The sequence below is a fragment of the Nocardioides sp. LML1-1-1.1 genome (assembly GCF_040676175.1).
Classification (GTDB): Bacteria; Actinomycetota; Actinomycetes; order Propionibacteriales; family Nocardioidaceae; genus Nocardioides.
In genome coordinates this window covers 291,175-317,374 of record NZ_JBEGHK010000004.1, presented here as the reverse complement: position 1 = coordinate 317,374, position 26,200 = coordinate 291,175, and the positions used below count along the sequence as shown (strand labels likewise).

At 74.2% G+C, this 26,200-nt stretch carries 25 protein-coding genes; 9 read left to right on the top strand and 16 right to left on the bottom strand.

The window, feature by feature from the left end; all coding sequences use genetic code 11:
- Positions 1 to 52: 52 nt before the first annotated feature.
- The gene (locus MRBLML1_RS16655) at positions 53 to 973 is read left to right on the top strand and encodes an AurF N-oxygenase family protein (RefSeq protein ID WP_364517945.1); all 921 of its coding nucleotides are present in this window, start codon (positions 53 to 55) and stop codon (positions 971 to 973) included.
- Here the strand turns inward: MRBLML1_RS16655 and MRBLML1_RS16650 are convergent.
- On the bottom strand, positions 963 to 1,898 hold the full coding sequence (locus tag MRBLML1_RS16650; RefSeq protein WP_364517943.1) for an NAD-dependent epimerase/dehydratase family protein: 936 nt from the start codon (positions 1,896 to 1,898) through the stop codon (positions 963 to 965). The genes MRBLML1_RS16655 and MRBLML1_RS16650 overlap by 11 nt on opposite strands.
- Before the next feature lie 111 nt (positions 1,899 to 2,009).
- Between MRBLML1_RS16650 and MRBLML1_RS16645 the strand changes: the two genes are divergently transcribed.
- A complete protein-coding gene (locus tag MRBLML1_RS16645; RefSeq protein WP_364517941.1) occupies positions 2,010 to 2,702 on the top strand; it encodes a TetR/AcrR family transcriptional regulator in 693 nt (230 codons plus the stop codon).
- 13 nt (positions 2,703 to 2,715) lie between these two features.
- On the opposite strand, the gene MRBLML1_RS16640 is transcribed toward MRBLML1_RS16645, so the two are convergent.
- Genes MRBLML1_RS16640 through MRBLML1_RS16630 form a run of 3 tightly spaced genes read right to left on the bottom strand, consistent with a single transcriptional unit; the run spans position 2,716 to position 5,038 of the window.
- Complete coding sequence (locus MRBLML1_RS16640) at positions 2,716 to 3,111, bottom strand: type II toxin-antitoxin system PemK/MazF family toxin (RefSeq protein WP_364517939.1); 396 nt, start codon at positions 3,109 to 3,111, stop codon at positions 2,716 to 2,718.
- Positions 3,108 to 4,559 carry a PH domain-containing protein gene (locus MRBLML1_RS16635; protein WP_364517937.1) on the bottom strand — a complete coding sequence of 484 codons (1,452 nt, stop codon included), beginning with the start codon at positions 4,557 to 4,559 and terminating at the stop codon, positions 3,108 to 3,110. The genes MRBLML1_RS16640 and MRBLML1_RS16635 overlap by 4 nt, the downstream gene beginning before the upstream one ends.
- A complete protein-coding gene (locus MRBLML1_RS16630) occupies positions 4,556 to 5,038 on the bottom strand; it encodes a PH domain-containing protein (protein WP_364517935.1) in 483 nt (160 codons plus the stop codon). The genes MRBLML1_RS16635 and MRBLML1_RS16630 overlap by 4 nt, the downstream gene beginning before the upstream one ends.
- Before the next feature lie 162 nt (positions 5,039 to 5,200).
- Here MRBLML1_RS16630 and MRBLML1_RS16625 point away from each other — a divergent pair, with 162 nt between their 5' ends.
- Complete coding sequence (locus MRBLML1_RS16625; RefSeq protein WP_364517933.1) at positions 5,201 to 6,364, top strand: GGDEF domain-containing protein; 1,164 nt, start codon at positions 5,201 to 5,203, stop codon at positions 6,362 to 6,364.
- Between the two features lie 10 nt (positions 6,365 to 6,374).
- Here MRBLML1_RS16625 and MRBLML1_RS16620 read toward each other — a convergent pair whose 3' ends face one another.
- From MRBLML1_RS16620 to MRBLML1_RS16605, 4 genes are all read right to left on the bottom strand, one after another.
- Positions 6,375 to 7,271, bottom strand: a complete 897-nt coding sequence (locus MRBLML1_RS16620; protein ID WP_364517931.1) for an alpha/beta hydrolase — start codon at positions 7,269 to 7,271, stop codon at positions 6,375 to 6,377.
- 30 nt (positions 7,272 to 7,301) lie between these two features.
- Positions 7,302 to 9,074 carry an acetyl/propionyl/methylcrotonyl-CoA carboxylase subunit alpha gene (locus MRBLML1_RS16615; protein ID WP_414691269.1) on the bottom strand — a complete coding sequence of 591 codons (1,773 nt, stop codon included), beginning with the start codon at positions 9,072 to 9,074 and terminating at the stop codon, positions 7,302 to 7,304.
- A 68-nt stretch (positions 9,075 to 9,142) separates the two neighbouring features.
- The gene (locus MRBLML1_RS16610; RefSeq protein ID WP_364517927.1) at positions 9,143 to 10,366 is read right to left on the bottom strand and encodes a hypothetical protein; all 1,224 of its coding nucleotides are present in this window, start codon (positions 10,364 to 10,366) and stop codon (positions 9,143 to 9,145) included.
- Positions 10,363 to 12,582 (bottom strand): hypothetical protein, encoded by a 2,220-nt coding sequence (locus tag MRBLML1_RS16605; RefSeq protein ID WP_364517925.1) that lies wholly within the window; start codon positions 12,580 to 12,582, stop codon positions 10,363 to 10,365. The genes MRBLML1_RS16610 and MRBLML1_RS16605 overlap by 4 nt, the downstream gene beginning before the upstream one ends.
- Positions 12,583 to 12,692: 110 nt before the next feature.
- Between MRBLML1_RS16605 and MRBLML1_RS16600 the strand changes: the two genes are divergently transcribed.
- From MRBLML1_RS16600 to MRBLML1_RS16590, 3 genes are read left to right on the top strand one after another with little or no spacing between them, the layout of a single operon-like run.
- Entirely contained in the window at positions 12,693 to 13,733 is a 1,041-nt protein-coding gene (locus tag MRBLML1_RS16600; protein ID WP_364517923.1) for a glycosyltransferase, read from the top strand.
- Positions 13,730 to 14,710 (top strand): NAD-dependent epimerase/dehydratase family protein, encoded by a 981-nt coding sequence (locus MRBLML1_RS16595; protein WP_364517921.1) that lies wholly within the window; start codon positions 13,730 to 13,732, stop codon positions 14,708 to 14,710. The genes MRBLML1_RS16600 and MRBLML1_RS16595 overlap by 4 nt, the downstream gene beginning before the upstream one ends.
- Complete coding sequence (locus tag MRBLML1_RS16590; protein WP_364517919.1) at positions 14,707 to 15,456, top strand: class I SAM-dependent methyltransferase; 750 nt, start codon at positions 14,707 to 14,709, stop codon at positions 15,454 to 15,456. Before MRBLML1_RS16595 ends, MRBLML1_RS16590 begins: the two co-directional genes overlap by 4 nt.
- Positions 15,457 to 15,482: 26 nt before the next feature.
- Here MRBLML1_RS16590 and MRBLML1_RS16585 read toward each other — a convergent pair whose 3' ends face one another.
- Positions 15,483 to 16,079 carry a class I SAM-dependent methyltransferase gene (locus MRBLML1_RS16585; RefSeq protein ID WP_364517917.1) on the bottom strand — a complete coding sequence of 199 codons (597 nt, stop codon included), beginning with the start codon at positions 16,077 to 16,079 and terminating at the stop codon, positions 15,483 to 15,485.
- Between the two features lie 125 nt (positions 16,080 to 16,204).
- Between MRBLML1_RS16585 and MRBLML1_RS16580 the strand changes: the two genes are divergently transcribed.
- A complete protein-coding gene (locus MRBLML1_RS16580; protein ID WP_364517915.1) occupies positions 16,205 to 17,404 on the top strand; it encodes an acyl-CoA dehydrogenase family protein in 1,200 nt (399 codons plus the stop codon).
- 106 nt (positions 17,405 to 17,510) lie between these two features.
- On the opposite strand, the gene MRBLML1_RS16575 is transcribed toward MRBLML1_RS16580, so the two are convergent.
- Together MRBLML1_RS16575 and MRBLML1_RS16570 are read right to left on the bottom strand one after the other, a co-directional pair.
- Positions 17,511 to 18,869, bottom strand: coding sequence for a hypothetical protein (locus tag MRBLML1_RS16575; protein WP_364517913.1), 1,359 nt, complete (start codon positions 18,867 to 18,869; stop codon positions 17,511 to 17,513).
- Positions 18,845 to 19,444 (bottom strand): Maf family protein, encoded by a 600-nt coding sequence (locus tag MRBLML1_RS16570; protein ID WP_364517911.1) that lies wholly within the window; start codon positions 19,442 to 19,444, stop codon positions 18,845 to 18,847. The genes MRBLML1_RS16575 and MRBLML1_RS16570 overlap by 25 nt, the downstream gene beginning before the upstream one ends.
- 57 nt (positions 19,445 to 19,501) lie before the next feature.
- Here MRBLML1_RS16570 and MRBLML1_RS16565 point away from each other — a divergent pair, with 57 nt between their 5' ends.
- Positions 19,502 to 19,918, top strand: a complete 417-nt coding sequence (locus MRBLML1_RS16565; protein WP_364517909.1) for a hypothetical protein — start codon at positions 19,502 to 19,504, stop codon at positions 19,916 to 19,918.
- Between the two features lie 42 nt (positions 19,919 to 19,960).
- On the opposite strand, the gene MRBLML1_RS16560 is transcribed toward MRBLML1_RS16565, so the two are convergent.
- A complete protein-coding gene (locus MRBLML1_RS16560) occupies positions 19,961 to 21,631 on the bottom strand; it encodes a DUF885 domain-containing protein (protein ID WP_364517907.1) in 1,671 nt (556 codons plus the stop codon).
- 10 nt (positions 21,632 to 21,641) lie between these two features.
- Positions 21,642 to 22,619 carry a helix-turn-helix transcriptional regulator gene (locus MRBLML1_RS16555; RefSeq protein WP_364517905.1) on the bottom strand — a complete coding sequence of 326 codons (978 nt, stop codon included), beginning with the start codon at positions 22,617 to 22,619 and terminating at the stop codon, positions 21,642 to 21,644.
- Positions 22,620 to 22,673: 54 nt separating this feature from the next.
- On the opposite strand from MRBLML1_RS16555, the gene MRBLML1_RS16550 reads away from it, so the two are divergent.
- Positions 22,674 to 23,792, top strand: a complete 1,119-nt coding sequence (locus MRBLML1_RS16550) for an epoxide hydrolase family protein (RefSeq protein WP_364517903.1) — start codon at positions 22,674 to 22,676, stop codon at positions 23,790 to 23,792.
- Positions 23,793 to 23,881: 89 nt separating this feature from the next.
- Here MRBLML1_RS16550 and MRBLML1_RS16545 read toward each other — a convergent pair whose 3' ends face one another.
- From MRBLML1_RS16545 to MRBLML1_RS16535, 3 genes are all read right to left on the bottom strand, one after another.
- Positions 23,882 to 24,232 (bottom strand): DUF4345 family protein, encoded by a 351-nt coding sequence (locus MRBLML1_RS16545; RefSeq protein ID WP_364517901.1) that lies wholly within the window; start codon positions 24,230 to 24,232, stop codon positions 23,882 to 23,884.
- A 68-nt stretch (positions 24,233 to 24,300) separates the two neighbouring features.
- On the bottom strand, positions 24,301 to 24,549 hold the full coding sequence (locus tag MRBLML1_RS16540; protein WP_364517899.1) for an acyl-CoA carboxylase subunit epsilon: 249 nt from the start codon (positions 24,547 to 24,549) through the stop codon (positions 24,301 to 24,303).
- Positions 24,546 to 26,150 (bottom strand): acyl-CoA carboxylase subunit beta, encoded by a 1,605-nt coding sequence (locus MRBLML1_RS16535; protein ID WP_364517897.1) that lies wholly within the window; start codon positions 26,148 to 26,150, stop codon positions 24,546 to 24,548. The genes MRBLML1_RS16540 and MRBLML1_RS16535 overlap by 4 nt, the downstream gene beginning before the upstream one ends.
- Between the last annotated feature and the right edge of the window lie 50 nt (positions 26,151 to 26,200).

The following is a 26,200-nucleotide window of genomic DNA, read 5'->3' as shown; positions in this document are numbered from 1 at the left end:
ACCGTTAACCGTTACTGATGGTTGCATCTAGTTTCGGAGAGGCCTCTTCTCGATGACGCTGCTCGACCCGGCGACCCCCGCCGCCCCGGCGGAGGCCCCCTCCGAAGCACTGGCGGAGCGCCTGCTGCGCTCCGCCGCCCGGCAGTCCTACGACCCCGAGGTCGACCTCGACTGGGAGGCGCCGCCGGTCCCCGGGCTGTGGTGGATGCAGCCCGAGCGGATGTCGCTCTACGGCACGCCGCTGTGGGACCGGCTCAGCGAGGAGCAGCGGATCACCCTGTCGGCCCACGAGCTCGCGAGCATCGCCAGCGTCGGCATCTGGTTCGAGATCGTGCTCATGCAGATCCTGCTGCGCGACGCCTACGCCGCCGACCCGCGCTCGGCACGCACCCAGTTCGCGCTGACCGAGGTCGGTGACGAGACCCGGCACACCGTGATGTTCGGCCGCGCCATCGCGGCGATGGGCGTGCCGGCGTACGGGCCCCGGCAGGCGTCGCGTCGGCTGGGCAAGCTCGGCCCGCTGGCCCTGCGTGGCGCGAGCGCCTACGCCGGCATCCTGATCGGCGAGGAGCCGGTCGACCGGTGGCAGCGCGAGCTGATGCGCGACGAGCGGGTCCAGCCGCTGGCCCGGATGGTGGCCCGGATCCACGTCACCGAGGAGGCCCGCCACGTCACCTTCGCCCGCGACGAGCTCGCGAAGTCGGCACGCGGCCTGAGCCGCGCCCAGCTGCGCTGGCACCAGACCCTGACGGCCCGCGTCGCCTACGTGACCATGCGCTCCCTGGTCCATCCCGACGTCTACGCCGCCGTGGGGCTCGACCCGCGCGAGGCCCGCCGGCAGGCGCTCGGCAACGAGGCCTACCGCGAGACGATCGCGTGGATGGGCGAGAAGGTCGTGCCGGTCCTCGAGGAGCACCACATGGTCTCCGAGCGCGACCGCAAGATCTGGCGGGCGTCCTTCCTCATGCGCTGAGGCGCTCGCGCCACCACGCGACGGTGGCCCGGGCGCCGTCCTCGACGCTGGTCGGCTTCAGCCCGAGCCGCTCCTCGCTGCGCCGGGAGTCCAGCTCGAAGGGCGCGGTGAACTGGAAGGCCATCTCGGCCAGCTCCCGGGTGTCGCGGTGCACCAGGCCGATCGTGCGCAGCAGCCCGGCCGGGATCGCCCCGACCTTCGGCACCGGTACGTCGCCGGCGGCCGCGAAGGCCGCGACCAGCTCGCGCTGGGTGAGCGCCGGCGCGGTCGGGGCGTGCAGCACGCTGTCCCACAGCCCCGGGTCCTCCGCGGCCCGGACCATCGCGGCGGCGAGGTCGGGCACGTAGGTGAAGGCGTGCGGCTGGTCCAGGCTGCCGACCACCCGCATGGTCCGCCCGGCGAGGATCGTCGGCACCATCCGCTCGCCCGCGTGCGAGGTGAGCACCCGCGGGCCGTAGAAGTCGCCGGCCGCGACGCTGACCGTCGGGGTGGCCGAGGTGGCCCGGGCGGCGAGCAGGGCGGTGCGGACCCCGGGCTTGCCCTCGGTCGCGGTGCGGGGCGTGTCCTCGGTGATCGGGCCGGTGACGGCGCCGTAGGCGTAGAGGCTCTCGGGGAAGACGACGACCGTGCCGGCCCGGCCGGCGGCGGCGAGGACGACCTGCTCGGTGGCCGGCAGCTCGCGGCGCCAGGTCGCGGCGTCGTACCGGGAGGCGTGGACGCAGTGGTGGAGGGCCCGGGCGCCGTCGAGGGCGGCGTCGAGGACCTCGGCGCGGCCGGCGTCGCCGGCGCGCCGCTCGATCAGCGGGTGCTCGGGGCCGCTGCCGGAGCGGGTGAGCAGGACGACGTGCTGGCCGGCCTCGGCGAGCTGGAGGGCGACGGTGCTGCCGACGGGGCCGGCGCCGGTGACGACGTGGTGCTGGTGCATGGGTGCTCCTGGACTCGAAGGGAAACGAGAGCAGTGCTCTCGGAATCGACGATAGGACCGCCGCGCCCACAAAGCAAGAGCAGTGCTCTCTTTTTCTGGCAGACTGTCGCCATGACCGGAACTCCCCGCGAGCAGGCCCGGGCCCAGACGATGGCCGACATCACCCGGATCGGCCGCGACCACCTCGCCCGGTACGGCGCCGCCGCGCTCTCGCTGAGGGCCGTGGCCCGCGACCTCGGCATGGTCTCCTCGGCCGTCTACCGCTACGTCGCCAGCCGCGACGAGCTGCTCACCCTGCTCCTCGTCGACGGGTACGACGACCTGGCCGACGCCGTCGCGGCCGCTCTCGACGACGTCCCGGACGCCGCCCCGGGCGAGCGCTTCCGGGTCCTCGGCCGCGCGCTGCGCTCCTGGGCGCTGGCGGAGCCCGCGACCTACGCCCTGCTCTACGGCGCTCCGGTCCCGGGCTACCGGGCCCCCGCGGAGCGGACGACCGAGCCGGGCACCCGGGTGGTGCGCCTGCTGCTGGACGTCGCGGCGCGGGCGCACGAGGCCGGCACGCTCGTCGTACCGCAGGACGAGGCGGCGCCGCCCGCGCTCGCCGCGGGGCTGGAGGGCGTCCGCGAGCAGTTCGGCGTGGCGCTGCCCGACGCGGTGCTGACCCGCGGCGTGCTCGTGTGGGCCGCGTTGTTCGGGTGCGTCAGCTTCGAGGTGTTCGGCCAGTACGGACCGGACGGCCTCGGCGACCCCGCTGCCCTCTTCGAGCGGCACCTCGCCGCGCTGGCCGCGGACCTCGGCGTGTGAGCCGGAGGACGACTCAGTCCGCGAAGCGCTGCCGGGCCGCGATCACCGCGGCGTAGACGTCCGGGGGCAGGGCCGCGCCCTCGCGGCGCACGGTGGCCGCCGGGATCACCAGCAGCCGGTTGAGCCGCACCTCGCTGGGCCGCCCGCGCGGGTCCCAGCCCCCGGTGCCGACATCCATCCACCAGCGCCCGGCACGGGCCTCCTGCTCGGCGTCGCGGTCGTGGTCCTTGCTGGTCATCACCAGGCAGTGGAGCAGCTCCTCGGGGCCGTCCACGGTGCCGATGACCAGCACCGGGCGGTCCTTGCCCTGCCGTGGGTCGTCCTCGTAGGGCACCCACGCCCACACGACCTCGCCCGGGTCGGGCCGGCCGTCGGCCGCGGGTGCGTAGGTGCCGTCGGGTGCGCTCATCGGGCCTCCAGGAACTCCTCGAGCAGGCCGGGCGTCGCCGCGAGGGCGAGCCCCACCGCGTCCGGCACGGGTACGTCGAGCACCTCGACCCGGCCGCTGCCGCCGGCCGTGGTCGCGGCGAGGGTCACCAGCCCGGCCCGGCGCTGGAACCAGGTGGCGCGCAGGTTCCAGCCGATCACGTGGGCGTCCGCGAGCGCCTCCCGGCGCCGCAGCACGGAGCCGGAGCGGGCGACGACGTGCCCGGCCAGGTGGCCGTGGCCGAGCGCCCGGACCCGGTCGGTGGCCAGCGCGAGGGCGAGCGCGACGGCGAGGACCGCGACGCCCGCGACGGCGAGGGGTGCGCCGGCGAGCACGGCCACGACGGCCGCGGCGGCGACCGGGGCGGCGCCGAGCAGGGCCCGGCTGAACCGCCGGGTGGTGGCGGCCCGGCCGTGCCGGCGCAGGGCTCCGGTCACCGGCTCGGGGTGGCCGAGCACGGCGGTGGTGGTCGTGACGGCGGTCTGCCGCGGCGCGGGCGGGAGCAGCACGGTCGCGCTCTCCTGGCTGCCGCCGAGGCCGGTGACGATCGCGTTCACCCGGCGCCCGCGGGCCAGCCGGAGCACGGCCGGCTCGCCGATGGTGGCGCCGGCCAGCCGGGCGACGTCGATGCTCGTCTCGCGCTGGGTGAGCAGGCCGCGTCGTACGTGCCAGGCGGCGCCGTGCCGCGCCAGCACGAAACCGCCGTTGACGACCAGGTAGCCCGCCACCGCCAGGCCCGCCACCAGCAGCAGCGCACCGAGCGCGAGCCCGGCGACGACGGCGGGGGAGAAGAACGCCAGGTCGTCCTCGGAGACCCGGATGTCGATCGACTCCAGCAGTGGCGCGGCGGTGCCGGCCAGGGCACCGGCGGCGACCAGCACGGTGCCGGTGAAGGGGGCGTACCAGAGCCAGCGCGGGCTGAACCGGGCCACCACCGTCTCCGGGGGCGGGGGTACGCCGGGCGTGGCCGCCGAGGCGTCCAGGGCCGCGAGCAGGTGGCGGCGCAGCGCGTCGGCCTGCTCGCGGGGGAGCGCGTCGAGGCTGAGCTTGTCGTCGGCGTCGGTGGCGACGCTGCCGGTGCCGATGACGACCGTCGTCAGCCCGAGCACGCGGTGGATCGGCGAGGCGGTCAGGTCGACGGTGCGCACCCGGTCCAGCGGGGTCGAGAGCGTGTGCCGCTGGAGCAGCCCGCGGCGCAGCTCGACCCGGGCACCGGTCACCCGGAAGGTGGTCGTCAGGTAGCGGACCACGCCGAGCGAGACCGGGATCCCGACACCGAGCAGCGCCCACGGCCCCCCACCGGAGGCGCCGCCGGCGATGAGCAGGCCGACGAGCACCGGCAGGAACTTCACCAGCTCGGTGATCGGGTGCACCAGCAGCATCCGTGGGTCCAGCCGCTGCCACGGCGCCTCGGGGGCGGGAGCGCTCACGTGGCGTCGCCCTCGACGAGGTCGGCCTTGCGGGTCAGGTCGTCGACCAGGCGCAGCGCGACCTCGCGGTCGAGGCCCTCGATCTGCAGCGGGCCGGCGGCCGAGGCGGTCGTCACGGTGACCGTCGCGAGCCCGAAGACCCGGGCCAGCGGGCCCTGGGCGAAGTCGACGGTCTGCACCCGCGACATCGGCGCGATCCGTCGTTCCCGCGCCCACCAGCCGCGCTGGGTGTAGACCGCGGTGGCGGACACCTCCCAGCGGTGCACCCCATAGCGCCACAGCGGTACGACGACCGCGGACCCGCCGCACACCACGACCACCAGCCCGACGAGCGGCCAGCGCAGCCCGTCCGGCGCCCAGAGCAGCGCGGCCACGACCCCGACGACGATGGCGACGAGGGCCTCGATGGCCGCCTCGAGCTGCCACATGGTGCGGGCGCGGGGACTGACCCGGTGGGCGGGGTCGCGCAGCTGGTTCACGCGCCGAGCCTACGGGCCGGGACGCTCCGGGACCTTGGTCCCGGGCCGGTGGCCCTCCCGGTGGATGGTCCGGCCTAGTCCTTCGGGGAGGGCTGACCACATCCGGGTACCCCTTCCGCGTTCCCGGGTGCCGCCCGCGCCGGCCTGCCTAGGGTGGGAGCCGTGCTGGACACGTTCACCCTCCGCGTCGCCTTCGGGCTCGTGGCGACGTGCGTGCTGGTGCTCTTCTACTTCGCGACGTACCGGACCACCCGCTCGGCCTACAGCGGCTGGTGGTGCGTCTCGCTGGGCTGCTTCGTGGTCGGCGCCTCGCTCTACCTCTGCAACGGCACCCCGGTCCAGGTCGTCGCCAACCCGCTCGGCAACACCGTCGGCGTGCTCGGCGCTGCCGGCGTGTGGGCGGCGGCCCGCTCGCTCAGCGGGCGCACGGTCCCGCTCCAGCAGCTGCTGCCCGTCCCGGTGGTGGTGCTGGCGTGGTCGGCGCTCGACGACCCGGTCCACGACGTGTGGTCGGGCGGGGCGGCGTACCTGCTGGGGATGGCGGGGATGGTCGGCCGCTCCTCCTGGGAGCTGCACTGCGTGCTGCGGGAGCGGCGGGCCGACCCGGAGCCGGGTCAGGGACCGGTCGACTTCGCGGTCTCCGCGATGCGGCTGGCCTCCGGTGCCATCGGCGCGTTCTACCTGCTGCGGGCCCTCGTCTTCATCGCCGTCGGTCCGGACCACGCGGTGTTCGTCGCCGGCTTCGGACCGCAGCCGACCACGCTGCTGACCCTGCTGCTGCTCGTCGTGGTGACCTTCAGCATGGCCACCCTCGGCCACGCCCAGCAGACCTCGGACCTGCGGGTGCGGGCCACCCGCGACGGGCTGACCGGGGTGCTCAACCGCGCCGAGTTCCTGCGCACCGCGCAGCGCGAGATCGACCGTGGCTGGCACAGCGAGCCGATGGCCGTCCTGGTCGCCGACCTCGACGACTTCAAGGCGCTGAACGACGGACAGGGCCACGCCGCCGGCGACGAGGCGCTGCGTCACTTCGGTGAGGTCTGCGAGGCGGTGCTCGGCGCCCGGGGCCTGGTCGGCCGGCTCGGTGGCGACGAGTTCGTGCTGCTCGCCCCCGACGGCGACGCCGACGAGGTGGCCGCCGCCATCGGCCAGCGCTACGCCGGCTCCGGCACCACCGTCAGCCTCGGCATCGGGCCGGTGCGGGCACGCGACGACATCGAGGAAGCCGTCGCGCGTGCCGACGCCGCGCTCTACCAGGCCAAGGCGCACGGACGGGCCCGCGCGGTCCGGTGGGAGCAGGTGGACCCGCGGCGTCGTACGGCCTGAGGCGGGGCGGTCAGCCGCCGGCCGGCACGTGCTCGGCGAGGAAGGCGAGCTGCTCGGCGACGTTGTGCTCGAAGTCCTCGCCGACGTAGATGTCGAAGTGGCCGCCGGGCTGCATCCTCACCTCGCCGCGGGGCGCCTTGGCCGCGTGCCGCAGGGTCGCCCTGGTCGGCGCGACGGCGTCGTCCTCGCACACCGCGAAGTGGACGGGGACCGCGATCCTGCGGGCGTCGCGGCCCGGGAAGTAGCGGATGATGTCGAGCGCGAAGCGGGCCGCGACGTCGGAGCGGACCTCGAGCCCGGCGGGGACGAGCGCCTCCACCCCGGCGGCGGAGTCCGGCGAGGTCATCAGCGCGGTCGACCCGGGCGGGCCGTAGGTCGCGACCATCAGCGGCTCCCTGCCGCGGCGGGCACCGACCACGTCGCGCACGGCCAGCGCGGTGACCTTGGCCGAGGTCACCGGGGGGACGGCGAGGGTGGAGGCGAGCCCGTCGGTGAAGGGGCACTGGGCGATCACGGCCGCCACCCGCGGGTCACGGGCCGCCGTACGGAGCACGTGGCCGCCGCCGAAGGAGGTCCCCCAGAGGACCACCCGCTCGGGGTCGACGCCCTCGAGGGTCCGCGCGTGGGCGACGGCGCTGCGCCAGTCCTCCAGCTGCCGCTCGACGTCGAGGAGCTGGCGGGGCTCACCGCTGCTGGCACCGAAGTGCCGGTAGTCGAACACCAGGCACCGGTAGCCGGCGTCGCGGAAGCGCTCGGCGAAGGCGTCCAGGCGCATCTCCTTGACGCCGCCGAGGCCGTGCGCCAGCACGACGACCGGGCCGGCCGTCGTCCCCGTGCCGGCAGGCTCGTAGAGCCAGCCGGCACAGGTGCCGTCGCCGGAGCGGAAGGTCACGTCGCTGCGCGTCATGACCGACACGATAGGGACTGGGCGGGTGGCTCAGTCCTTGATCTCGGCGACGACCTCGCCGTTGCCGACCGTGGCGCCGACCTCGGCGGTCAGGCCGGTGATCGTCCCGGACTTGTGCGCCTTGAGCGGCTGCTCCATCTTCATCGCCTCCAGGACGACGACCACGTCGCCCTCGGCGACGCTCTGGCCCTCCTCGACGGCGACCTTGACGATGGTGCCCTGCATCGGGCTGGTGACCGAGTCGCCCGACGCCGCGGCGCCGGCCTTCTTGCCGCCGGCGCGCTTGGGCTTCTTCGCACCGCCCGCGGCCGGTCCGGCGGCGATGCCGCCCAGCCCGGCGGGGAGGACGACCTCGATCCGCTTGCCGCCGACCTCGACGACGACCTTCTGCTTCTCCTCCGCCTCCTCGGCCTCACCCGCGGTGCCCTGGTAGGGCTCGATGGTGTTGTCGAACTCGGTCTCGATCCAGGTCGTGTAGACGTCGAAGGAGCCCTCACCGGTCGGGTTGGAGGCGGCGACCCAGGCGGGGTCGTTGACGATGACCTCGTCGAAGGTGAGCGCGGTCGGCATGCCGTCGACCTCGAACTCCGCGATCGCGCGCCGGGAGCGCTCGATGGCCTGGGTGCGGTCGCGTCCGGTGACGATGAGCTTCGCGATCAGCGAGTCGAAGGCGCCCGGGATGGTCTCGCCGTTCTCGTAGCCGCCGTCGACGCGGATGCCCGGGCCCTGCGGCGGGTTCCACTTCGTCAGGGTGCCGGGGGCGGGCATGAAGTTGTTGCCGCCGTCCTCGGCGTTGATCCGGTACTCGATGGAGTGGCCGCGGACCTCGGGGTCGTCGTAGCCGAGCTCCTCGCCGGCCGCGATGCGGAACATCTCGCGGACCAGGTCGATGCCGGTGACCTCCTCGGAGACGCAGTGCTCGACCTGGAGGCGGGTGTTGACCTCGAGGAAGGAGATCGTGCCGTCGGCGGCGACGAGGAACTCGCACGTGCCCGCGCCGACGTAGCCGGCCTCGCGGAGGATGGCCTTGGAGGACTCGTAGAGGCGCTTGTTCTGCTCGTCGGTGAGGAAGGGCGCGGGGGCCTCCTCGACGAGCTTCTGGTGGCGGCGCTGCAGCGAGCAGTCGCGGGTGGAGACCACCACGACGTTGCCGTGGGAGTCGGCCAGGCACTGGGTCTCGACGTGGCGCGGCTTGTCGAGGAACTTCTCGACGAGGCACTCGCCGCGGCCGAAGGCGGCGACGGCCTCGCGGGTCGCGGACTCGTAGAGCTCGGGGATCTCCTCCAGGGTGCGGGCGACCTTCAGGCCGCGACCGCCACCGCCGAAGACCGCCTTGATGGCGACCGGGAGGCCGTGCTCCTTCGCGAACGCGACGATCTCGTCGGCGTCCTTGACGGCGTCCTTGAGGCCGGGCGCGAGGGGGGCGCCGGCGGCCAGGGCGATCTGCTTGGCCTTGGCCTTGTCGCCGAGGCCCTCGATGGCCGAGGGCGGGGGACCGATCCAGGTCAGCCCGGCGTCGAGGACGGCCTGGGCGAAGTCGGCGTTCTCGGCGAGGAAGCCGTAGCCGGGGTGGACCGAGTCGGCGCCGGACTTCTTCGCGACCTCGATGATCTTCTCGATCACCAGGTAGGAGTCGCCCGGGGTGGAGCCGTCGAGGGAGTAGGCCTCGTCCGCCAGGCGCACGAACAGCGCGTTCGCGTCGGGCTCGGCGTAGATCGCGACGCTGCCGATGCCGGCGTCCTTCGCGGCACGGATCACCCGGACGGCGATCTCGCCTCGGTTGGCGATGAGGACCTTCTGCAACGGCTTGATCTCGGGCACGCTGAAATCTCCTGCTCGGGGCGTGACGACAGTTCTGCGACGCGGGCAGTCTAGGGCGCGGCGACCCGGAGTCCCCGCGCGGTCCGCACTGAGAGCAGCAGCACGGCGAAGGCGACCGACTCGACCGCGAGGAACCAGGCGCCGATCCGGACGTCCTCGCCGAGGCCGGTGAACAGCAGCGGAGCCGCCACGACGACGCCCGCGAGCCACGCCGTGGTGGAGGCGTGGGAGCGGGCGTGCACGATGGCGAGGACGGCCGCGACCAGGTTGGCCACCGCCAGCACGCTGCCGGCGGCCAGCATCGCGCTGACCCAGCGGTCCAGGACCACCTCGCCGCCGAAGACCAGCCGGACGAGGGGCGGTCCCACCCACAGCCCGACCGGTACGGCGGCCGCCGTCACCGCCAGCGTGACCGCCACCAGGACCCGTCGCACCCGGCGCAGCTGGTCGTGCCGGCGCTCGAGGACCAGCGTCGTCAGCACGCCGGTGGCCTGCGGGACCACCCCCACCGCCACGATGTACGGCGCCCGGTAGATCGCCAGCCCCACGAACAGCGCGGTCACCTCGCTCGGCGCCCCGCCGAGGAGGGCGAGCACGACCGGACCGCCGGTGAGCACCAGCTGGGCCAGCAGCTGGCCGCCCGCGGCGCCGAGCAGCAGGCCGAGGCCGGAGCGCGCCGGCGGCTCGCCGGTGCGCGGCAGCGCCAGGGCGGAGGTCCACACGAACGCGCTGAGGTGGCCGACCACGATCGCCGCGCCGTAGGCCGCCGGCTCCTCGACGCCCGTGGCGACCAGGGCGAAGACGCACAGGCAGCGCACGCCGTTCTCGGCCAGCAGCGTGCTGCCGAGGGCACGGAAGCGCCGGCGGCTGCTCAGTGCGCCGCGGAGCAGCCCCATCACGGCCGAGCCCAGGGTCACCAGCGCCACCAGTGCGGGGAAGGCGGGGCTCCGGCTGCCGAACAGCGGCTCGCCCAGCAGCCAGGTCGCCGCGCCGCCGACGACGGCGACGGCGACGGCGAGCAGGCTGAGCACCGACAGCAGCGCCCGGACGCCGGCGAACCCGCCGCGCGCCGCGACGTCCCGGGTGATCCAGTGCTGCAGCGGGAAGGTGATCGCCGCCGCCGTCAGGCCCCACCAGGTCCACAGCACGGAGACCGGAGCGGCGTCGTCCGGGCCGAGCGCCCGGGTCGCACCGGCGAAGAAGACGTAGGCCAGCACGCCGCCGATCGCGGACGACGCGGCGAGCCAGCCGGCGTCGCGGCGGGAGTCGTTCACGTGCCGGCCGGCGGCTCGAGCCGGTAGATGGTCAGGGTCTGGCCGCGGTGGACCCGGGTGGCCCAGGGTGCGAGGTCCCGGGCGTGCGGCGCCCGGCGCCACACGACGACCCAGCGCACGCCCAGCTTCCACAGCTTCCGTGCCGCCTCCTCGGTGGGCTCCTCGATGAAGCCGTCGTTGAGGGCGAGCAGGTCCTGGTCCCAGAACAGGTCGTCGGAGAACTCGTTGGAGCCGTGCTCGGCGTACAGCTCGGAGGCCTTGGTGGTGTAGGTCCAGCCCTCGATGAGCACCCGGCGCTGGGCGTAGCCCGCGACGAAGAAGCGGCGCCGGTCGCAGGTCGTGCCCTGCGCGGCGAGGCAGTGGTCGTTGGTGATCACGACGTCGTCGGGGTCGGAGTGGTTGCGCAGCCAGCGCAGCGCCCGGACGTCCTTCGAGCTGATCGCACCGAGCGAGGGGACGGGACCGACCAGTGCGGGCGGCTCGGTCCAGTCGCGCACCGAGGTAGCGGTCGAGACGAGCGGCGCGGTGACGAGGGCGGCCGCCACGACGGCGAGCGCGCCCCGGGCGCCGGAGCGGACCAGCCGGGAGCCGCCCCAGGCGCCGCCGCCGACGAGCACGGCGAAGACGGCGAGGCCGGCCAGGGCCCGGCCGAGGCCGTGCCCCGCGTCCCCGACGAGGTACGACGCTCCGATGCCCACCAGCCCGAGCACGGCTCCGCCCGCGGCGAGCCGTCGTACGGCGGCGCCGTCGACGCGCTCGAAGAGCGCGACCGTGCCCCAGGCGGCGGCGATCGCGATCGCGGGCTGGCTGGCCTTGAGGAAGTAGCCCTGGGCGAGCCCGGGGTGGGTGAGCACGAAGAAGGCGCCGATGCCGGCCGCACCGGTGCCGAGCAGGAACCAGGCCACCGGGTCGGTCCGGGTCGCGCGCAGGAAGGGCAGCACCAGGCCGGCGGCCGCACCGAGGACGAGGGTGAGCAGGCCGAGCGCGCCGGCGGTGAGCCCGGCCAGGCTGGTCGCGGAGACCTCGTGGCCGATGATGTTGCGCGCCGAGGTGCCGACGAAGTCCTCGCCGAGGTCCACCACGACCCCGCCGCTGGCACCGCCGAACATGAAGACGCTCAGCAGGCCGAGCACGACCACGGCCAGCAGGGCGTCCAGGCCCACGCCGCGCAGCCGCGCCCGGTCGCGGCACACCGCCATCGCCGCGGTGGCGAGCAGTGCGCCGCACACCAGGACGGGCAGGGTGCTGCCCTTGGACCCGCCGGTGATGACGAGCAGCAGGAGCAGCACCGGGAGGGTGCCGCGGGCGTCGGGCTCGCGCCACCGCACGGTCAGCACGCCGATCACGCCGACGACCAGCAGCATGCCGAACTGCTGGGTGGGCGACATCGCCGTCGAGAGGGGGGTGTCCACGCCGGTGGTGGTCCAGGGCGCGAGGTCGGGCAGCAGGAAGGCGATCGCGGCGGCGATCGGCCCGGCCCACGGGGTGCGGGTGACCCGCACCGCGACGATCGCGGTCAGCAGCGGGACGGCGACCATCAGCAGCGCCGGGTTGAACCGCCACAGCAGCACGTCGAGCGAGGTGCCGGAGAAGGTGGAGACCTGCGCGGTCCAGGCGTGCGCGAACCAGTGGTAGGTCAGCGGCTCCAGCGAGGACTGCGGGTAGTGCGGCGGGAAGTGGTGCATCAGCTCACCGGCCAGCGCGTCGTGGAACGGCAGGTCGACGTAGAGCCGGGCCCAGCCCTGGAAGCGCAGCGGCGAGCGGTAGTCGGTCAGCAGCGCCAGCAGCGGACCGAGGAAGGTGACGGTGACCAGGACGCCCCACAGCCGCGGCAGCGGAACGGTACGACGGCTCAGGATCCGCTCGCGCGAGGCGGGCAGCGCGACGAGCACCACCGCGAGCAGCAGCGGGAGCAGCCCGCCGACCCGGGGGAGGCCCACCGCCAGGCCGGCGAGGTGGCCGACGACCGCCGAGGCGGCACCGACGGCCAGGCCGAGCGCGAGGTCCTCGACCAGCCACCCGTGGACCGGCCGCACCAGGCGCCAGATCACCGCACCGGGCAGGACCTGGGTCACCACGACGGCGAGCAGCGCCAGCAGCAGCTCGCGGTGGTGGGCGTGGTGGCGGGTGGCGACCTCGAGGACAGCCAGCAGCGCCACGGCCGGCGGGAGCACGGTGAGCGCCTCACGCCCGAGCGTGGTTCGAGGTTCGGTCACCGGCGCATTGTGTCACCGGGGCGGCCTCCGTCTGTCATGTCGTGCTGGCGGTGCGCCGCGTGTCGCGGCGTTGCGCTCCGACCCCGCCGCGCGACTTATAGTCGGGGACCATGAGTGAGACGAAGACGCATGCGATCTCGGTGGTCGTGCCGGTCTACCGTGGCGCGACCACGCTGCCGGGCGTCGTGGCGGAGCTGCTGCCCTACGGCCGGCCCTTCGTCACCCCCGGGGGCCGCACCGCGGTCGTCGAGGAGGTCGTCCTCGTCCACGACAACGGCCCCGACGACTCCGACGAGGTGATCCGGCGCCTCGCCGCCGAGCACGACCTGCTCCGCCCGGTCTGGCTCAGCCGCAACTTCGGGCAGCACGCCGCCACCCTGGCCGGCATCGCCGCCTCGGGCGGGGAGTGGATCGCCACCCTCGACGAGGACGGCCAGCACGACCCGGCCCACCTGCCGCAGATGCTGGACGTCGCCCTCGACGAGCGTGCACAGCTCGTCTACGGCACGCCGGCGAGCGAGCCTCCCCACGGCGTGCTGCGCAACACGCTGTCCCGCAGCGCCAAGCGGGTCGTCGACACCCTCACCGGCCAGGGCACCGCGCGGCACTTCAGCAGCTACCGGCTGGTGCTCGGCGAGTACGCCCGGAGCATCTCCGCCTACGCCTCCGCCGGCGTCTTCCTCGACGTGGCGCTGAGCTGGGTCGTGGGCCGGGTGGCGACCTCGCCCATCGAGCCGCGGAACTGGTCCGACCGGCCCTCGGGCTACAGCCTGCGCTCCCTGCTCTCGCACTTCTGGCGGATGGTCCTCACCGGCGGCACCCGGCTGCTGCGGGTGGTCAGCCTCGCCGGCGCCGTGCTGGGCGTGCTCGGCCTGGTGCTGGCCGCCTACGTGCTCGGCATCCGGATCTTCGGCGAGACCGACGTCCAGGGCTGGGCCTCGGTGATGGTCGCGATCCTGCTGTGCACCGGGGCGATCCTCTTCGCGCTCGGTGTCATCGCGGAGTACCTCGGCCTCGCGGTCAACATGGCGCTCGGCAAGCCGCCGTACGTCATGGTCCAGGACCCCGGCGACGGCCCGCTGAGCGCGGCCCGCCGTGCCCCCGCCCCGGCCGAGCAGGCCGCGGCCGAGCCGGCCCCGGTGGCGGAGTGAGCGCAGCGGGGGCCACCCTCGTCGTCGGTGGCGGCGGGCTGGTCGGCAGCAACGTCCTGCGCGCGCTGGCGCGGCGCCGCCGGGTCGTGGTGCGCGCCCAGGTCCCGTGGGCCGAGCCCGACGCCGCGCGGGTCGCGCTGCGCGCCGCCGCCGTGGAGGCCCTCGCCGCCGCGGGCGGCGGGCCTCTCGACGTCGCCTGGTGCGCCGGTGCGGGCACCGTCGCGACGACCCAGGACGACCTCGACCGCGAGGTCGCCCAGTTCGGGGCCTTCCTCACCGACCTCGAGGCCGAGGTGCCGGCCGGGACGGACCTCGCCTTCTTCCTCGCCTCCTCCGCCGGCGGGCTGTACGCCGGGTCGAGCGCCCCGCCCTTCGACGAGCGCACGGAGCCGCGCCCGCTCGCGCCGTACGGCTGGGCGAAGATCCGGATGGAGGAGGAGCTGCTCGCCGCCGTGCAGCGGCTCGACGCACCTGCGCTGCTGGGCCGGCTCGCCAACGTCTACGGCCCGGGGCAGAACCTCGCGAAGGCCCAGGGGGTCGTCTCGCGGCTGTGCGTGGCGCACCTGGCGCGCTCACCGCTGCCGGTGACGGTGTCGCTGGACACGATCCGCGACTACCTCTTCGTCAGCGACGCGGCCGAGATGATCGTGACCGGCCTCGACGGGCTCCGGGCACGGCGGGCGGACACGGGCGAGCGGGTGGTCGTGAAGGTGATGGCGAGCGGACGGAGCACCACGTTGAGCACGATGATCGCGGAGTCCAACCGGGTCTTCCACCGGCGCGCCCCGGTCTCGATCGTGAGCTCCGGCTCGCCCGGCCAGGTGCGCGACCTGCGGCTGCGCAGCGTCGTGTGGCCCGAGCTGCAGAGCTGTGCCCGGACCACCCTGGCGGCGGGGTTCGAGCGCACCGCCGAGGCGGTCGCCGAGGACGTCGTACGCCGGGGCCCGCTCGTCGCGACCACGGCAGGTGCTCGATGAGCGAGACCCCCACGACCCTGGCGGAGGGCGGCTCGCCGTCGATCGAGCAGGGCGGCTACTGGTGGTACCGCGCCCGCTCCGAGCTGCTCCGCGTCGCCCTGGAGCCCTACGTCGGCACGCCCGGCCGGCTGCTCGACGTCGGCAGCGCCGACGGTCCCAGCGTGGGCTGGTTGCGCGGGCGCGCGCCGCACCACGTCTGCCTCGACCTCGACCCGCGTGGGCTGAACCCCGGTGACGTCTGCGGCTCGGCGCTGCAGATGCCCTTCGCCGACGGCTCCTTCGACCTGGTCGCCGCCTTCGACGTGGTCGAGCACTGCGAGCCCGAGGAGGTCGTGCTGCGCGAGCTGTTCCGGGTGCTGGCGCCGGGTGGCCGGCTGCTGATCTCGGTGCCGGCCTACCAGTGGGCGTGGACGGCGCACGACGACTGGAACCACCACCACCGGCGCTACACCCGCAAGCGGGCGGTCGCGGCGGTGCGCGCCGCCGGCTTCGAGATCGACCGGGCGACGTACGCCTTCGCGGGGACCTTCCCGATGTTCACCGCCTCGCGTCTGGTGGAGCGGTGGCGCGAGCGGCGCAACCCGCCCCAGCCGCTGGCCGCGGGTGAGGTGCCGCCGCTGCCCGAGGTCTCACCGCGGGTGGAGCGGCTGCTGTTGCGCGCGTCCGCCTTCGACGAGCGGATGCTGCCGCGGCGCGACCTGCCGTTCGGGTCCTCGGTGCTGGTCGCGGCGACCCGTCCGGCCTGAGCGCTCCCGGCGCTCGGGGTGCCGGCTCAGGCGGTGCTCGTCATCAGCCACATGGCGCCGGGCACCCGCATGATGTCGAGGTAGCGCCCGTCGACCTTCTCGAAGGACTGGCGGGCGATCTGCAGGAAGCCCTCGCCGTCGCGGACGAACTCGCCGCGGTCGTTGTCGGAGATCCACTTCGAGATCCGGCCCTGGCCGGGTGCGTAGCAGGTGTCGACGGTGACCAGGCGGCCGCCGGGACGCAGCTTGCCGGCGCACAGCCGCATCAGGTCGCTGGCGTGCGCGTCGTCCACGTGGTGGAGCAGGCCGAGCATGAGCACGACGTCGAACTCCGGCAGGTCCTGGGCCGCGGCTTCGTCGAAGATGCCGTGGTGGAAGTGCGCGGGCCGGCCGGCGAACTTCTCGCCCGCCCAGTCCAGGTAGGGCTGGCTGGTGTCGAAGCCGTGGTAGGTGACGTCCTGCGGCAGCCGGTCGAGGTAGTACGCCGGGCCGCAGCCGATGTCGAGCACGCTCTCGCCGGACTGGATGGCGGCGGCGTCCAGCGCGGCGTACCGCAGCCGGTCGGCACCGAGCGTCTTCTGCAGGGCGATGTAGGCACGCACGTTGCCGAGCAGCTGCTTCACGAGGGTCTCCCTTGGTCGAGATCGGCCGGACCTGAGCCAGGGGGAAGTGAATCATGGACCGGGCCGTGACGCCGACACCCCCGAAGGGGTTAACAACCATTAACCACAGCGCCTAGGATGCCAGCATGACCCCCTTCGAGCTGTCCCGTGAGCACGAGGAGTTCCGCCGGACGGTGCGGGACTTCGCCGACGCGACGATCCGCCCGCACGTCGCCGCGTGGGACAAGGACCACCACTTCCCGACCGACGTCGTGCAGAAGATGGGCGAGCTGGGCCTGTTCGGGCTCACCGCCCCCGAGGAGTACGGCGGCGCCGGGCTCGACGCCGCCGACGGCCCGTTCACCTCGCTCTGCCTGGCGATCGAGGAGCTGGGCCGGGTGGACCAGTCGATGGGCATCACCCTGGAGGCCGGCGTCGGCCTCGGCATCAACCCGATCCTCACCTATGGCACCGAGGAGCAGAAGGCCCGGTGGCTGCCGGACCTGGTGGCCGGCCAGCGGCTCGCCGGCTTCGGCCTCACCGAGCCGGGCGCCGGCTCCGACGCCGGCGCCACCAAGACCCGCGCCGAGCTGGAGAACGGCGAGTGGATCATCAACGGGTCCAAGCAGTTCATCACCAACTCCGGCTCCGCGATCACCTCCCTGGTCACCGTGACCGCCCGGACCGGGGTGTCCGAGAGCGGCCGGCCCGAGATCTCGGCGATCCTGGTGCCCGCCGGCACGCCCGGCTTCGTGGCCGAGCCGCCGTACGACAAGCTCGGCTGGAACATCTCCGACACCCACCCGCTCACCTTCACCGACGTCCGCGTGCCCGAGGCGAACCTGGTGGGGGAGCGCGGGCGCGGCTACGCCCAGTTCCTCGGCGTCCTCGACGACGGCCGGGTCGCCATCGCGGCGCTCGCCGTCGGGCTGATCCAGGCCTGCGTGGACCTGTGCGTGGAGTACGCCCTCGACCGCCAGACGATGGGTGGCCCGATCGGTCGCAAGCAGGGCGTCGCCTTCCAGATCGCCGACCTGGAGGTGATGCTGCACGCCTCGCGGCTGCTGACCTACCGCGCCGCCGCGATGAAGGACGCGATGCTCGGCGGCGGTGGCCCGTCGATGAAGGAGTTCAAGCAGGCTGCCTCGGTCGCCAAGCTCTACACCTCGGAGTCGGCCGTCACCGCGACCCGGATCGCGACCCAGGTGTTCGGCGGCTACGGCTTCATGGAGGAGTACGCCGTCGCGCGCTTCTACCGCGACGCCAAGATCCTGGAGATCGGCGAGGGCACCTCGGAGGTGCAGCGGATGCTCATCGCCCGCGGGCTCGGCCTGCCTGTCGAGTAACCACTGGCTGACACCCACTTGCCAGGGTCTGCCCGACGCGGCAGTCTGGGCGGTGGGACAACCTGACCCGGCGGCGGTGTGTGGGGCACCACGCCGGGTCACCTGCTCAGCCGCGGTGCCGGCCGCCGCGCTCGTGGTGGCTCAACGGCCGGGCCGCCCCCGCGTGCGGGTGGTTCCGGCTGTGCCGGCGTGCCCGACCGAGCAGCACGACCAGCAGCAGCGCGGCGACCCCGCCGCCGGCGACCAGCGTCCGGCGGCTCAGGAGCGGGTCGTCGTCGGTCCGCGGTGCGCGCTCCGGCGCGGTCGCGACCGGGGCCTGCAAGGTGCCGTCGACCAGGCGGGAGGCCGGCTGCGGTCCGATCAACCCGTCCACCGGCGTGTACGACGGCACGCCGTCGCCCGGCACACCGGTGGTGCGCAGCGTCAGCGTCGCCGGGACGTCCGGCCCGGCGGCGTTCCCGGTGCCGGTCCAGCGGACCAGCACGTAGTGGATCCCCGCCAGCGCCTCGGTGGTGATGCTGGCGTCGTAGGAGTTGCGGTTGGCGTAGGACACCACCTGCGACTGCGCGCCGGTGCGCAGCCGGCCGCCGTCCGTCCCGGGCACCCGCCAGTCCGCGGGCCGGTCCGCGGTGAACGGCCGCTCGCTGGTGCCGAGCAGCGGGGAGACCACGTCGACGGCGATCCCCTCCGGCGTCGGCACGCCGGCCGGCAGCCGCGTGTCGAGCTGGGCCTGCAGCGTCTGGTCCCAGTCGAGCGGCACGGCCAGCACCCGGGTCCGTCCCGGCCGCAGGGTCAGTGCGTAGGTCCCGTCGCCCACCACCGGTGCGTTGGTCGGCGTGGTCCCGGCCGGCACGTCCCGGGGCCTGCGCGCCGGGCGCTGCGCGGTCCACGGGACCGGCTCGGGCGTCGGCAGCAGGTCGAGGCCGTACGCCGACAGCGGGGGCTCCTCGTAGACCAGGATCTCCATGGGGCGGCCCGCGTCGGCGTCCTCGTCGGGCTCACCGACGCTCAGGTACAGCTCCGTGGCGACCGCGCACGGATGGTCCTCGACGTCGGTCCACGTCGTCAGGCCGGTGAAGAGCACCGGCGCGGGCTCGCCGACGGTCGGGCGGAACACGCCGCCGCTGCCGCAGCCCTGGTCGCCCGGTGTCGTGCCGACCTGCACGCGGACGCCCTCGCCCACCGATCCGCCCGAGCCGACGAACATCACCGCGACGTGGAAGGTGCTGCCCGTGGCGGTGCGCGGCAGGCGGTAGTGCAGGCTGCCGCGGGCGGGCAGGCGGTCCAGGTAGCGGCCGGTGGCGAGCGCGGGGGCACGCGCCTCGGTCGGCGTGCCGGTCACCGGGGTGCCGGCGAGCGCCGGCCCGGGGTCGTCGGCGGCCGCGGCCGGGGCGCCCGCAGCGGCCAGGACCAGCCCGGCGAGGGCGGCGGCGAGCCGCGTCAGCGCGCCCAGAGATCGGTCCACCGGTGTCCGAGCTCCCCGACCAGTCCGCGCAGCAGGGGCAGGCTGACCCCGACGACGTTGTGGTGGTCGCCCTCGATGCCGGTGACGAACCCGCCGCCGAGGCCGTCGACGGTGAACGCCCCGGCCACGTGCAGCGGCTCGCCGGTCGCGACGTACGCCGTGATCTCCTCGTCCGTGACGTCGGCGAAGTGCACGATCGTGGACGCGGTGGCCGCCGCCTGGGTGCCGGCCGCGACGTCGCGCAGGCAGTGACCGCTGTGCAGGACGCCGGACCGGCCGCGCATGGCGTGCCAGCGTCGTACGGCCTCCTCGGGGTCACCGGGCTTGCCCAGCGCCTCGCCGTCGAGCTCCAGCACCGAGTCGCAGCCGAGCACCAGCGCGTCGGCGGGGACCTGGCCGCCCTCGGCGACCGCGGCGCACTTGAGCTCGGCCAGGCGCAGTGCCAGCTCGGCCGGCGGCACGCCGCTCACCTGGGACTCGTCGACCCCCGAGACGACGACCTGCGGGTCGAAGCCCGCGCTGCGCAGGGTCGCCAGCCGGGCGGGGGAGGCGGAGGCCAGGACGAGTTTCGGCACGCGGCCACCCTACTGATCCGGGGTTGGTACGACGCCGCGGTGGGCAGGGTGCCCCGCGTGACCCGGACGAAGGTGGCCGTTCTCGCCAGCGTGGTGACGGCGTGCACCCTGCTGCTGCTCGTCTCCGGTGCGTGGGCCGGCCTCAAGCTGGCCGACGGCTGGGGCCGCGAGGAGCTGTGGCGGGACTGCTCGACCGACGCCTCGCTCTCGGGCCTGCAGGGCTACTGCGTCGTCGTCAGCCGCTACCCGGCCACCCCGGTGCACTCGCGGCGCACCTTCCTGGAGATCGCCCCGGTGCGGGACGGGCAACCGGACGACTACCGCTTCGTCGCGGCCTATCCCTTCACCGACAGCGGCGCCGGTGACCCGCTCGAGGTCGACTGGTCGGCCCTCGCGCAGCGGATCGAGGTGAGCGACGCGGGGACCGGGTCGCGGATCACCTACACCGCGGACCAGTACGCCGGCGGGCGCTGAGCCACGCACCCCCGGTGGAGTGGACGAGGAGGGGCCCGAGAGTCACAGCCGCCCGAGCGCGGCCTTGAGCGGGTCCAGCCCCAGCGAGCCGAGGTTGAGCGCCGCGGTGTGGAAGGCCTTGAGGTCGAAGGCGTCGCCGTGCCGGGCCTGGGCGTCGGCGCGGGCGTCGAGCCAGATCCGCTCCCCGACCTTGTACGACGGCGCCTGGCCCGGCCAGCCGAGGTAGCGGTTGACCTCGAAGCGCAGCGAGCCGTCGTCCATCCGCGAGTGCGCGCGCATGAACTCGAAGACCCGGTCGGCGTCCCACACCTCACCGGGGCGCCAGCCGAACGGGTTGTCCTGCGGCACCTCCAGCCCGAGGTGGACGCCGATGTCGACGATGACCCGCGCGGCCCGGAAGCCCTGCATGTCGAGGAAGCCGAGCCGGTCGCCGGCGTCGGCGAAGTAGCCGAGCTCGTCCATCAGCCGCTCGGCGTAGAGCGCCCAGCCCTCGCCGTGCCCGCTGACCCAGCACAGCAGCCGCTGCCAGCGGTTGAGCAGCTCGGCCTGGTGCACGACCTGGGCGCACTGCAGGTGGTGGCCGGGGACGCCCTCGTGGAAGACGGTGGTGGTCTCGCGCCAGGTCGAGAAGAGCCGGTTCTCGTCGGTGAAGGAGAACCACATGGTCCCCGGCCGGGTGAAGCCCTCGGCGGGCGGGGAGTACCAGGCGCCGCCGTCGTTGACCGGCGCGACCTTGCACTGCAGGGTGCGGATGGGCTCGGCGATGTCGAAGTGCACCCCGTCGAAGGTGCGCAGGATCTCGTCGGAGCGGGCCTGCATCCACTCCTGGAAGGCCTCGCGGCTGCCGCAGTCGCGCGCCGGGTCGGCGTCGAGGGCGGCGACCGCGTCGGCGACCGTGCCGCCGGGGACGACGCGCTGGGCCGTCGCGGCCATGTCGTCCTCGATCCGCTTGAGCTCCTCCCAGCCCCAGGCGTAGGTCTCCTCGAGGTCGACGGTGGCGCCGAGGAAGTAGCGGGACGCGAGCGCGTAGGTCTCCCGGCCGACGCCGTCGGTCTCCCGCCCGCGCGGCTGGAGGTCGGTCTCGACGAACCGCCCGAAGGAGGCGTACGCCGCGGACGCGGCCTCCGCGGCCTTGGTCAGCCCGTCGCGAACCGGCTCCGGGGCCGCGGCGACCGCGCGCAGGAAGTAGTCGCCGGCGGCACCCTCCTGGCCGGTCCAGCCGCGGACCTGGCTCGCCACCTCGGCGTACTGACGGCGGGCGGCGAGGTGGCCCTGGTCGGCCTCCTCCAGCAGCGTGGTGCGGTAGCCGTCGAGCGCCGCCGGGATCGCGGCCAGCCGGGAGCCGATGGCCTCCCAGTCCTCGGCGGTCTCGGTCGGCATCAGGTCGAAGACCTCGCGCACGGCGTGGATCGCGCTGCTGATCACGGAGAACTCGCTGCGCTCGACCCCGGCGTCGGCACGCTCGACGGTCAGCCCGACCCGCTCGAGGAAGGCGTCCTTCGCGACCTGCTCGCGCTCGTCGGCGACGTCGAGCGCGGCCACCTCGGCGAGCGCGGTGCGGTGCAGCTCCTCGCGAGCGGCGAAGCCGTCGGGGGAGAGGTCGGGCAGGTCGCCGTCGTGCCCGGGGATCCCGGCATAGGTGGCCGTGATCGGGTCGAGGGCGGCGAGGTCCTCGACGAACTGGTCGGTCCGGGCGTCCACGAGTCGCGTCATGCTGCCGACCCTAGGGGGCGGAGCCGACCACGGCATCCGCATAACGCCGCGCCAGCACCCGGAGGTGGTCGACGAGCGCTGGCGGCGACTCGACGGTGAAGTCCAGGCCGAGCATGCCGATCCACACCGCGACCACCTCCAGGCTGTCGCCGCCGGTGACCAGCACGCTGCGTCCGTCGGGCCGGGTCTCGACGACGCCGACGGCCGGGTTGATCCGGGCCAGCACCTCCTCGGCGGGGGCGTCGATCACCAGGCGGGCGTGCACCGACCAGCCGGTGCGGGCCACCTCGCGCACGACCAGCTCGGTGAGGTCGCCCGGCAGCTCGGCCGGGGTGAAGGAGCGCCCGCCCGGCAGGCGCAGGGTCAGCCAGTCCACCCGGTACGGCGCCCACCCGCCCGTCCCGGGGGAGCGGCCCACCACGAACCAGCGCCGCTGCCAGGCCACCAGCCGGTACGGCTCGACCTCGATCCGCTCCCGGTCCTCCTCGGGGCCGGCGCCGTAGAACGCGCGCAGCCCGCGGTGGTCGCGGATCGCGGCGGCGATCTCGGTGAGCACACCCGCGTCGACCTCGGGGTCCTCGACGTTGGAGTCGGTGTTGACCGGGCCGGCCTCGGTGGCGTCGCGCAGCGAGGCCAGGTGGCGGCGCAGCCGGTCGGGCAGCACGTGCTCCAGCTTGGTCAGCGCCCGGGCGCCGCTCTCCTCGAAGCCCGCGACGCCGGTCAGCGTGCGCAGCCCGACCGCGACCGCGACGGCCTCCTCGTCGTCGAGCAGCAGCGGCGGCAGCTGGGCGCCGACGCCGAGCCGGTAGTGCCCGGCGCGCCCCCGCAGCGCCTCCACGGGATAGCCCAGGTCGCGCAGCCGGGTCACGTCGTTGCGCACCGTCCGCTCGGTCACGGCCAGCCGCTCGGCGAGCTCGGGAGCGGTCCACTCGGCCCGCGACTGGAGCAGTCCGAGAAGGGCGAGGACTCGTCCGGAAGTTTTCTGCACGAGGCCGTTCTAACAGGAAAGAACCGTTCCGGTATCGCTCATAACGTGCGTGACATGAACCAGATCACGCCCTTCACCATCGACATCGCCGACGCCGACCTCGCGGACCTCCGGGACCGTCTCGACCGGACCCGCTTCGCCCCCGCCGTGCCCGGCGACTCCTGGGAGTACGGCACCCCGGAGTCCTACCTGCGCGACATGGTCGAGCGCTGGAAGTCCTTCGACTGGCGCACGGTCGAGGCCCGGCTCAACGCCTACGACAACTTCGTGACCGAGGTCGACGGCCAGCGCCTCCACTTCCTCCACGTCCGCTCGCGCCACGCGGACGCCACCCCGCTGCTGCTCGCGCACACCTACCCGGGCTCGGTGCTCGACTTCCTCGACATGATCGAGCCGCTGGTCGACCCCGAGGCGCACGGCGGCACCGCCGACCAGGCCTTCCACCTGGTCATCCCGTCGATGCCGGGCTTCGGCTGGTCGACCCCGGTGGCCGACACCGGCTGGACGATGAAGCGGGTCGCGGCGGCGTACGACGTGCTGATGCGCCGCCTCGGCTACGACGCCTACGGCATCCACGGCAGCGACGGCGGCGCGATGGTCGGCCGTGAGCTCGCGGTGGCGGACCCGGAGGGCTTCCGGGGCGCGCACGTGCTGCACCTGTTCTCCTTCCCCTCCGGCGACCCGGCGGAGTTCGAGGGCTTCGGGCCGAAGGAGTACGCCGCGCTGGAGCACATGCAGTGGTTCCAGTCGGTCGGCGGCTACAACTCGATGAACGGCACCCGCCCGCAGACGGTCGCCGCGGGGCTCGCGGACTCCCCGGTGGCGGTGCTGGCCTACAGCGAGCTGTTCGAGAGCTTCGGCAACGGCACCAGCCTGGTCACCCCCGAGCAGGTGCTGGCCCAGGCCACGCTCTACTGGCTGACCAACACCTACGGCTCCGCGGCGCGCTACCACTACGAGGAGCAGCACGCGGGTGCCGAGCCGGTCGTCAGCACCGGCCGGATCGGGGTCGCGGTCTTCAAGGACGACTTCCAGACGATCCGCTCGCTCGCCGAGCGGGACAACGCGGGCATCGCGCACTGGTCGGAGCACCCCCGCGGCGGCCACTTCGCCGCCATGGAGGTGCCCGAGGACGTCGTTGCCGACCTGCGGGTGTTCTTCGCCGACGCCTGAGGTCCCCGGACGACGCCCGGACCGCCCCTCCCCGTGCTCGCGGGGAGGGGCGTCCCGCGTCCGCCGGCGACGACGGGCGGAGTCTGGGCTCAGCGCCTGACGGCCCGCGCGCCGGCGACCAGCGCGACCGCGACGGTGCTCTCCAGCGCGACGAGGCCCGTCATCGTGGGGCTCAGCCGGCCCTCGAGGAGCGCCGAGCCGACCCGCCCGGCCGCCATCCCGGCGGTGGCCGCGCCGATCGCAGTGCCGGAGGCGGGGGAGAGCGCGAGGGTCGCGGCGAAGGCGAGCGGCAGGCCGCCGTAGACGGCCCGGATCTCGGTGCGCGCGTCGGCGCCCGGCGCGGTGAAGCCGACGACGGCCGGCACCACGTCCGGCTTGAGGAAGGACACCAGGCCGAGGGCGCCGTACGACGCCGCGCCGGCCGCGAGGAGCGGGTTCATCCCGTCATCGTGGACCGGCGTGGGTGCCGGAGGCCATGACCTCCGGGGTCAGCAGAGGTCGGCAGGGCTCAGCGGGGCAGGCCGCTGGCCCGCCAGGCGCCCCGGCCCGCGTGCAGCCCGCGGCCGGGGAAGGAGCGCACCCCGCGCTCGGGGGAGGCCCACTCCGAGCGCGGCGGCTCGGGCGCGGGCTCCCCGCCACCCAGGGCGGAGAGCACCGCGACGATCGCGGCGACCTCCTCCGGGGTGGTCTCGGGGGTCACGATCCGCAGCAGCGGCGCCTGCGGCGCCACCGCCTCGGCCGGCTCCTCGGCGCTCACAGCGGGATGTTCCCGTGCTTCTTCGGCGGCAGCGACTCGCGCTTGGTGCGCAGCAGGCGCAGCGCCTTGACCACCTCGGCGCGGGTCTCCGAGGGCATGATCACGCCGTCGACGTACCCGCGCTCGGCGGCGATGTAGGGGTTGGCCAGGGTGGTCTCGTACTCGTCGATCAGCTCGGCACGGCGGGCCTCGACGTCGCCGCCGTCGGCCTCGACCTGGGCGAGGGTGCGGCGGTGCACGATGTTGGCCGCGCCCTGGGCGCCCATCACGGCGATCTGCGCGGTGGGCCAGGCGAGGTTGATGTCGGCACCGAGGTGCTTGGAGCCCATCACGTCGTACGCGCCGCCGTAGGCCTTGCGGGTGATGATGGTGACCAGCGGGACGGTGGCCTCGGCGTAGGCGTAGATCAGCTTCGCGCCGCGGCGGATGATGCCGAGGTGCTCCTGGTCGACACCGGGCAGGAAGCCGGGGACGTCGACGAAGGTCAGCACCGGGATGTTGAACGCGTCGCAGAAGCGCACGAAGCGCGCGGCCTTCTCCGAGGCGTCGATGTCGAGGGTGCCGGCGAACTGCATCGGCTGGTTGGCGACGATGCCGACGGGGCGGCCCTCGACGCGGCCGTAGCCGGTGATGATGTTCGGGGCGAACAGCTGCTGCACCTCAAGGAAGTCGCCCTCGTCGACCACGGCGCCGATGACGTCGTGCATGTCGTAGGGCTGGTTCGGCGAGTCCGGGATCAGCGTGTCGAGCGTCAGGTCGGTCTCGGAGGCCGCGAGGTCCGCCTCCTCGTCGTAGGCCGGGGCCTCGTCGAGGTTGTTCTGCGGCAGGAAGGACAGCAGCGCCTTGACGTACTCGATGGCGTCCTCCTCGTCGGAGGCCATGTAGTGCGCGTTGCCGGACTTGGTGTTGTGGGCCCGGGCGCCGCCGAGCTCCTCCATCGTGACGTCCTCGCCGGTGACGGTCTTGATCACGTCGGGGCCGGTGATGAACATCGCCGAGGTCTGGTCGACCATCACGGTGAAGTCGGTGACGGCGGGGGAGTAGACGTGCCCGCCGGCGCAGTTGCCCATGATCAGCGAGATCTGCGGGATGACGCCGGAGGCGTGCACGTTGCGGCGGAAGATCTCGCCGTACAGGCCGAGCGAGACGACGCCCTCCTGGATGCGGGCGCCCGCGCCCTCGTTGATGCCGATGATCGGGGAGCCGGTCTTGATCGCCAGGTCCATGACCTTGGTGATCTTCTCGCCGTAGACCTCGCCCAGCGAGCCGCCGTAGACGGTGAAGTCCTGGGAGAACACGCAGACCTGGCGGCCCTCGACGGTGCCGTAGCCGGTGATCACGCCGTCGCCGTAGGGCCGGTTCTTCTCCAGCCCGAACGCGGTGGAGCGGTGCCGGGCGAACTCGTCGAGCTCGACGAAGGAGCCCTCGTCGAAGAGCAGCTCGATCCGCTCACGTGCGGTCTTGCGTCCCTTCGCGTGCTGCTTCTCCTGCGCCTTCGCGGCGGGAGCGTGCACCGCCTCGTTGGTACGACGGTCCAGGTCGGCGATCTTTCCGGCCGTGGTGTGAAGGTCGATCTCTGCCGGCTGCGGCTGGGCGGTCAAGGGGGCCTCCTCGTTCTCCGGACACCCCGGGGTTTCCTCAGGGCGCCTGC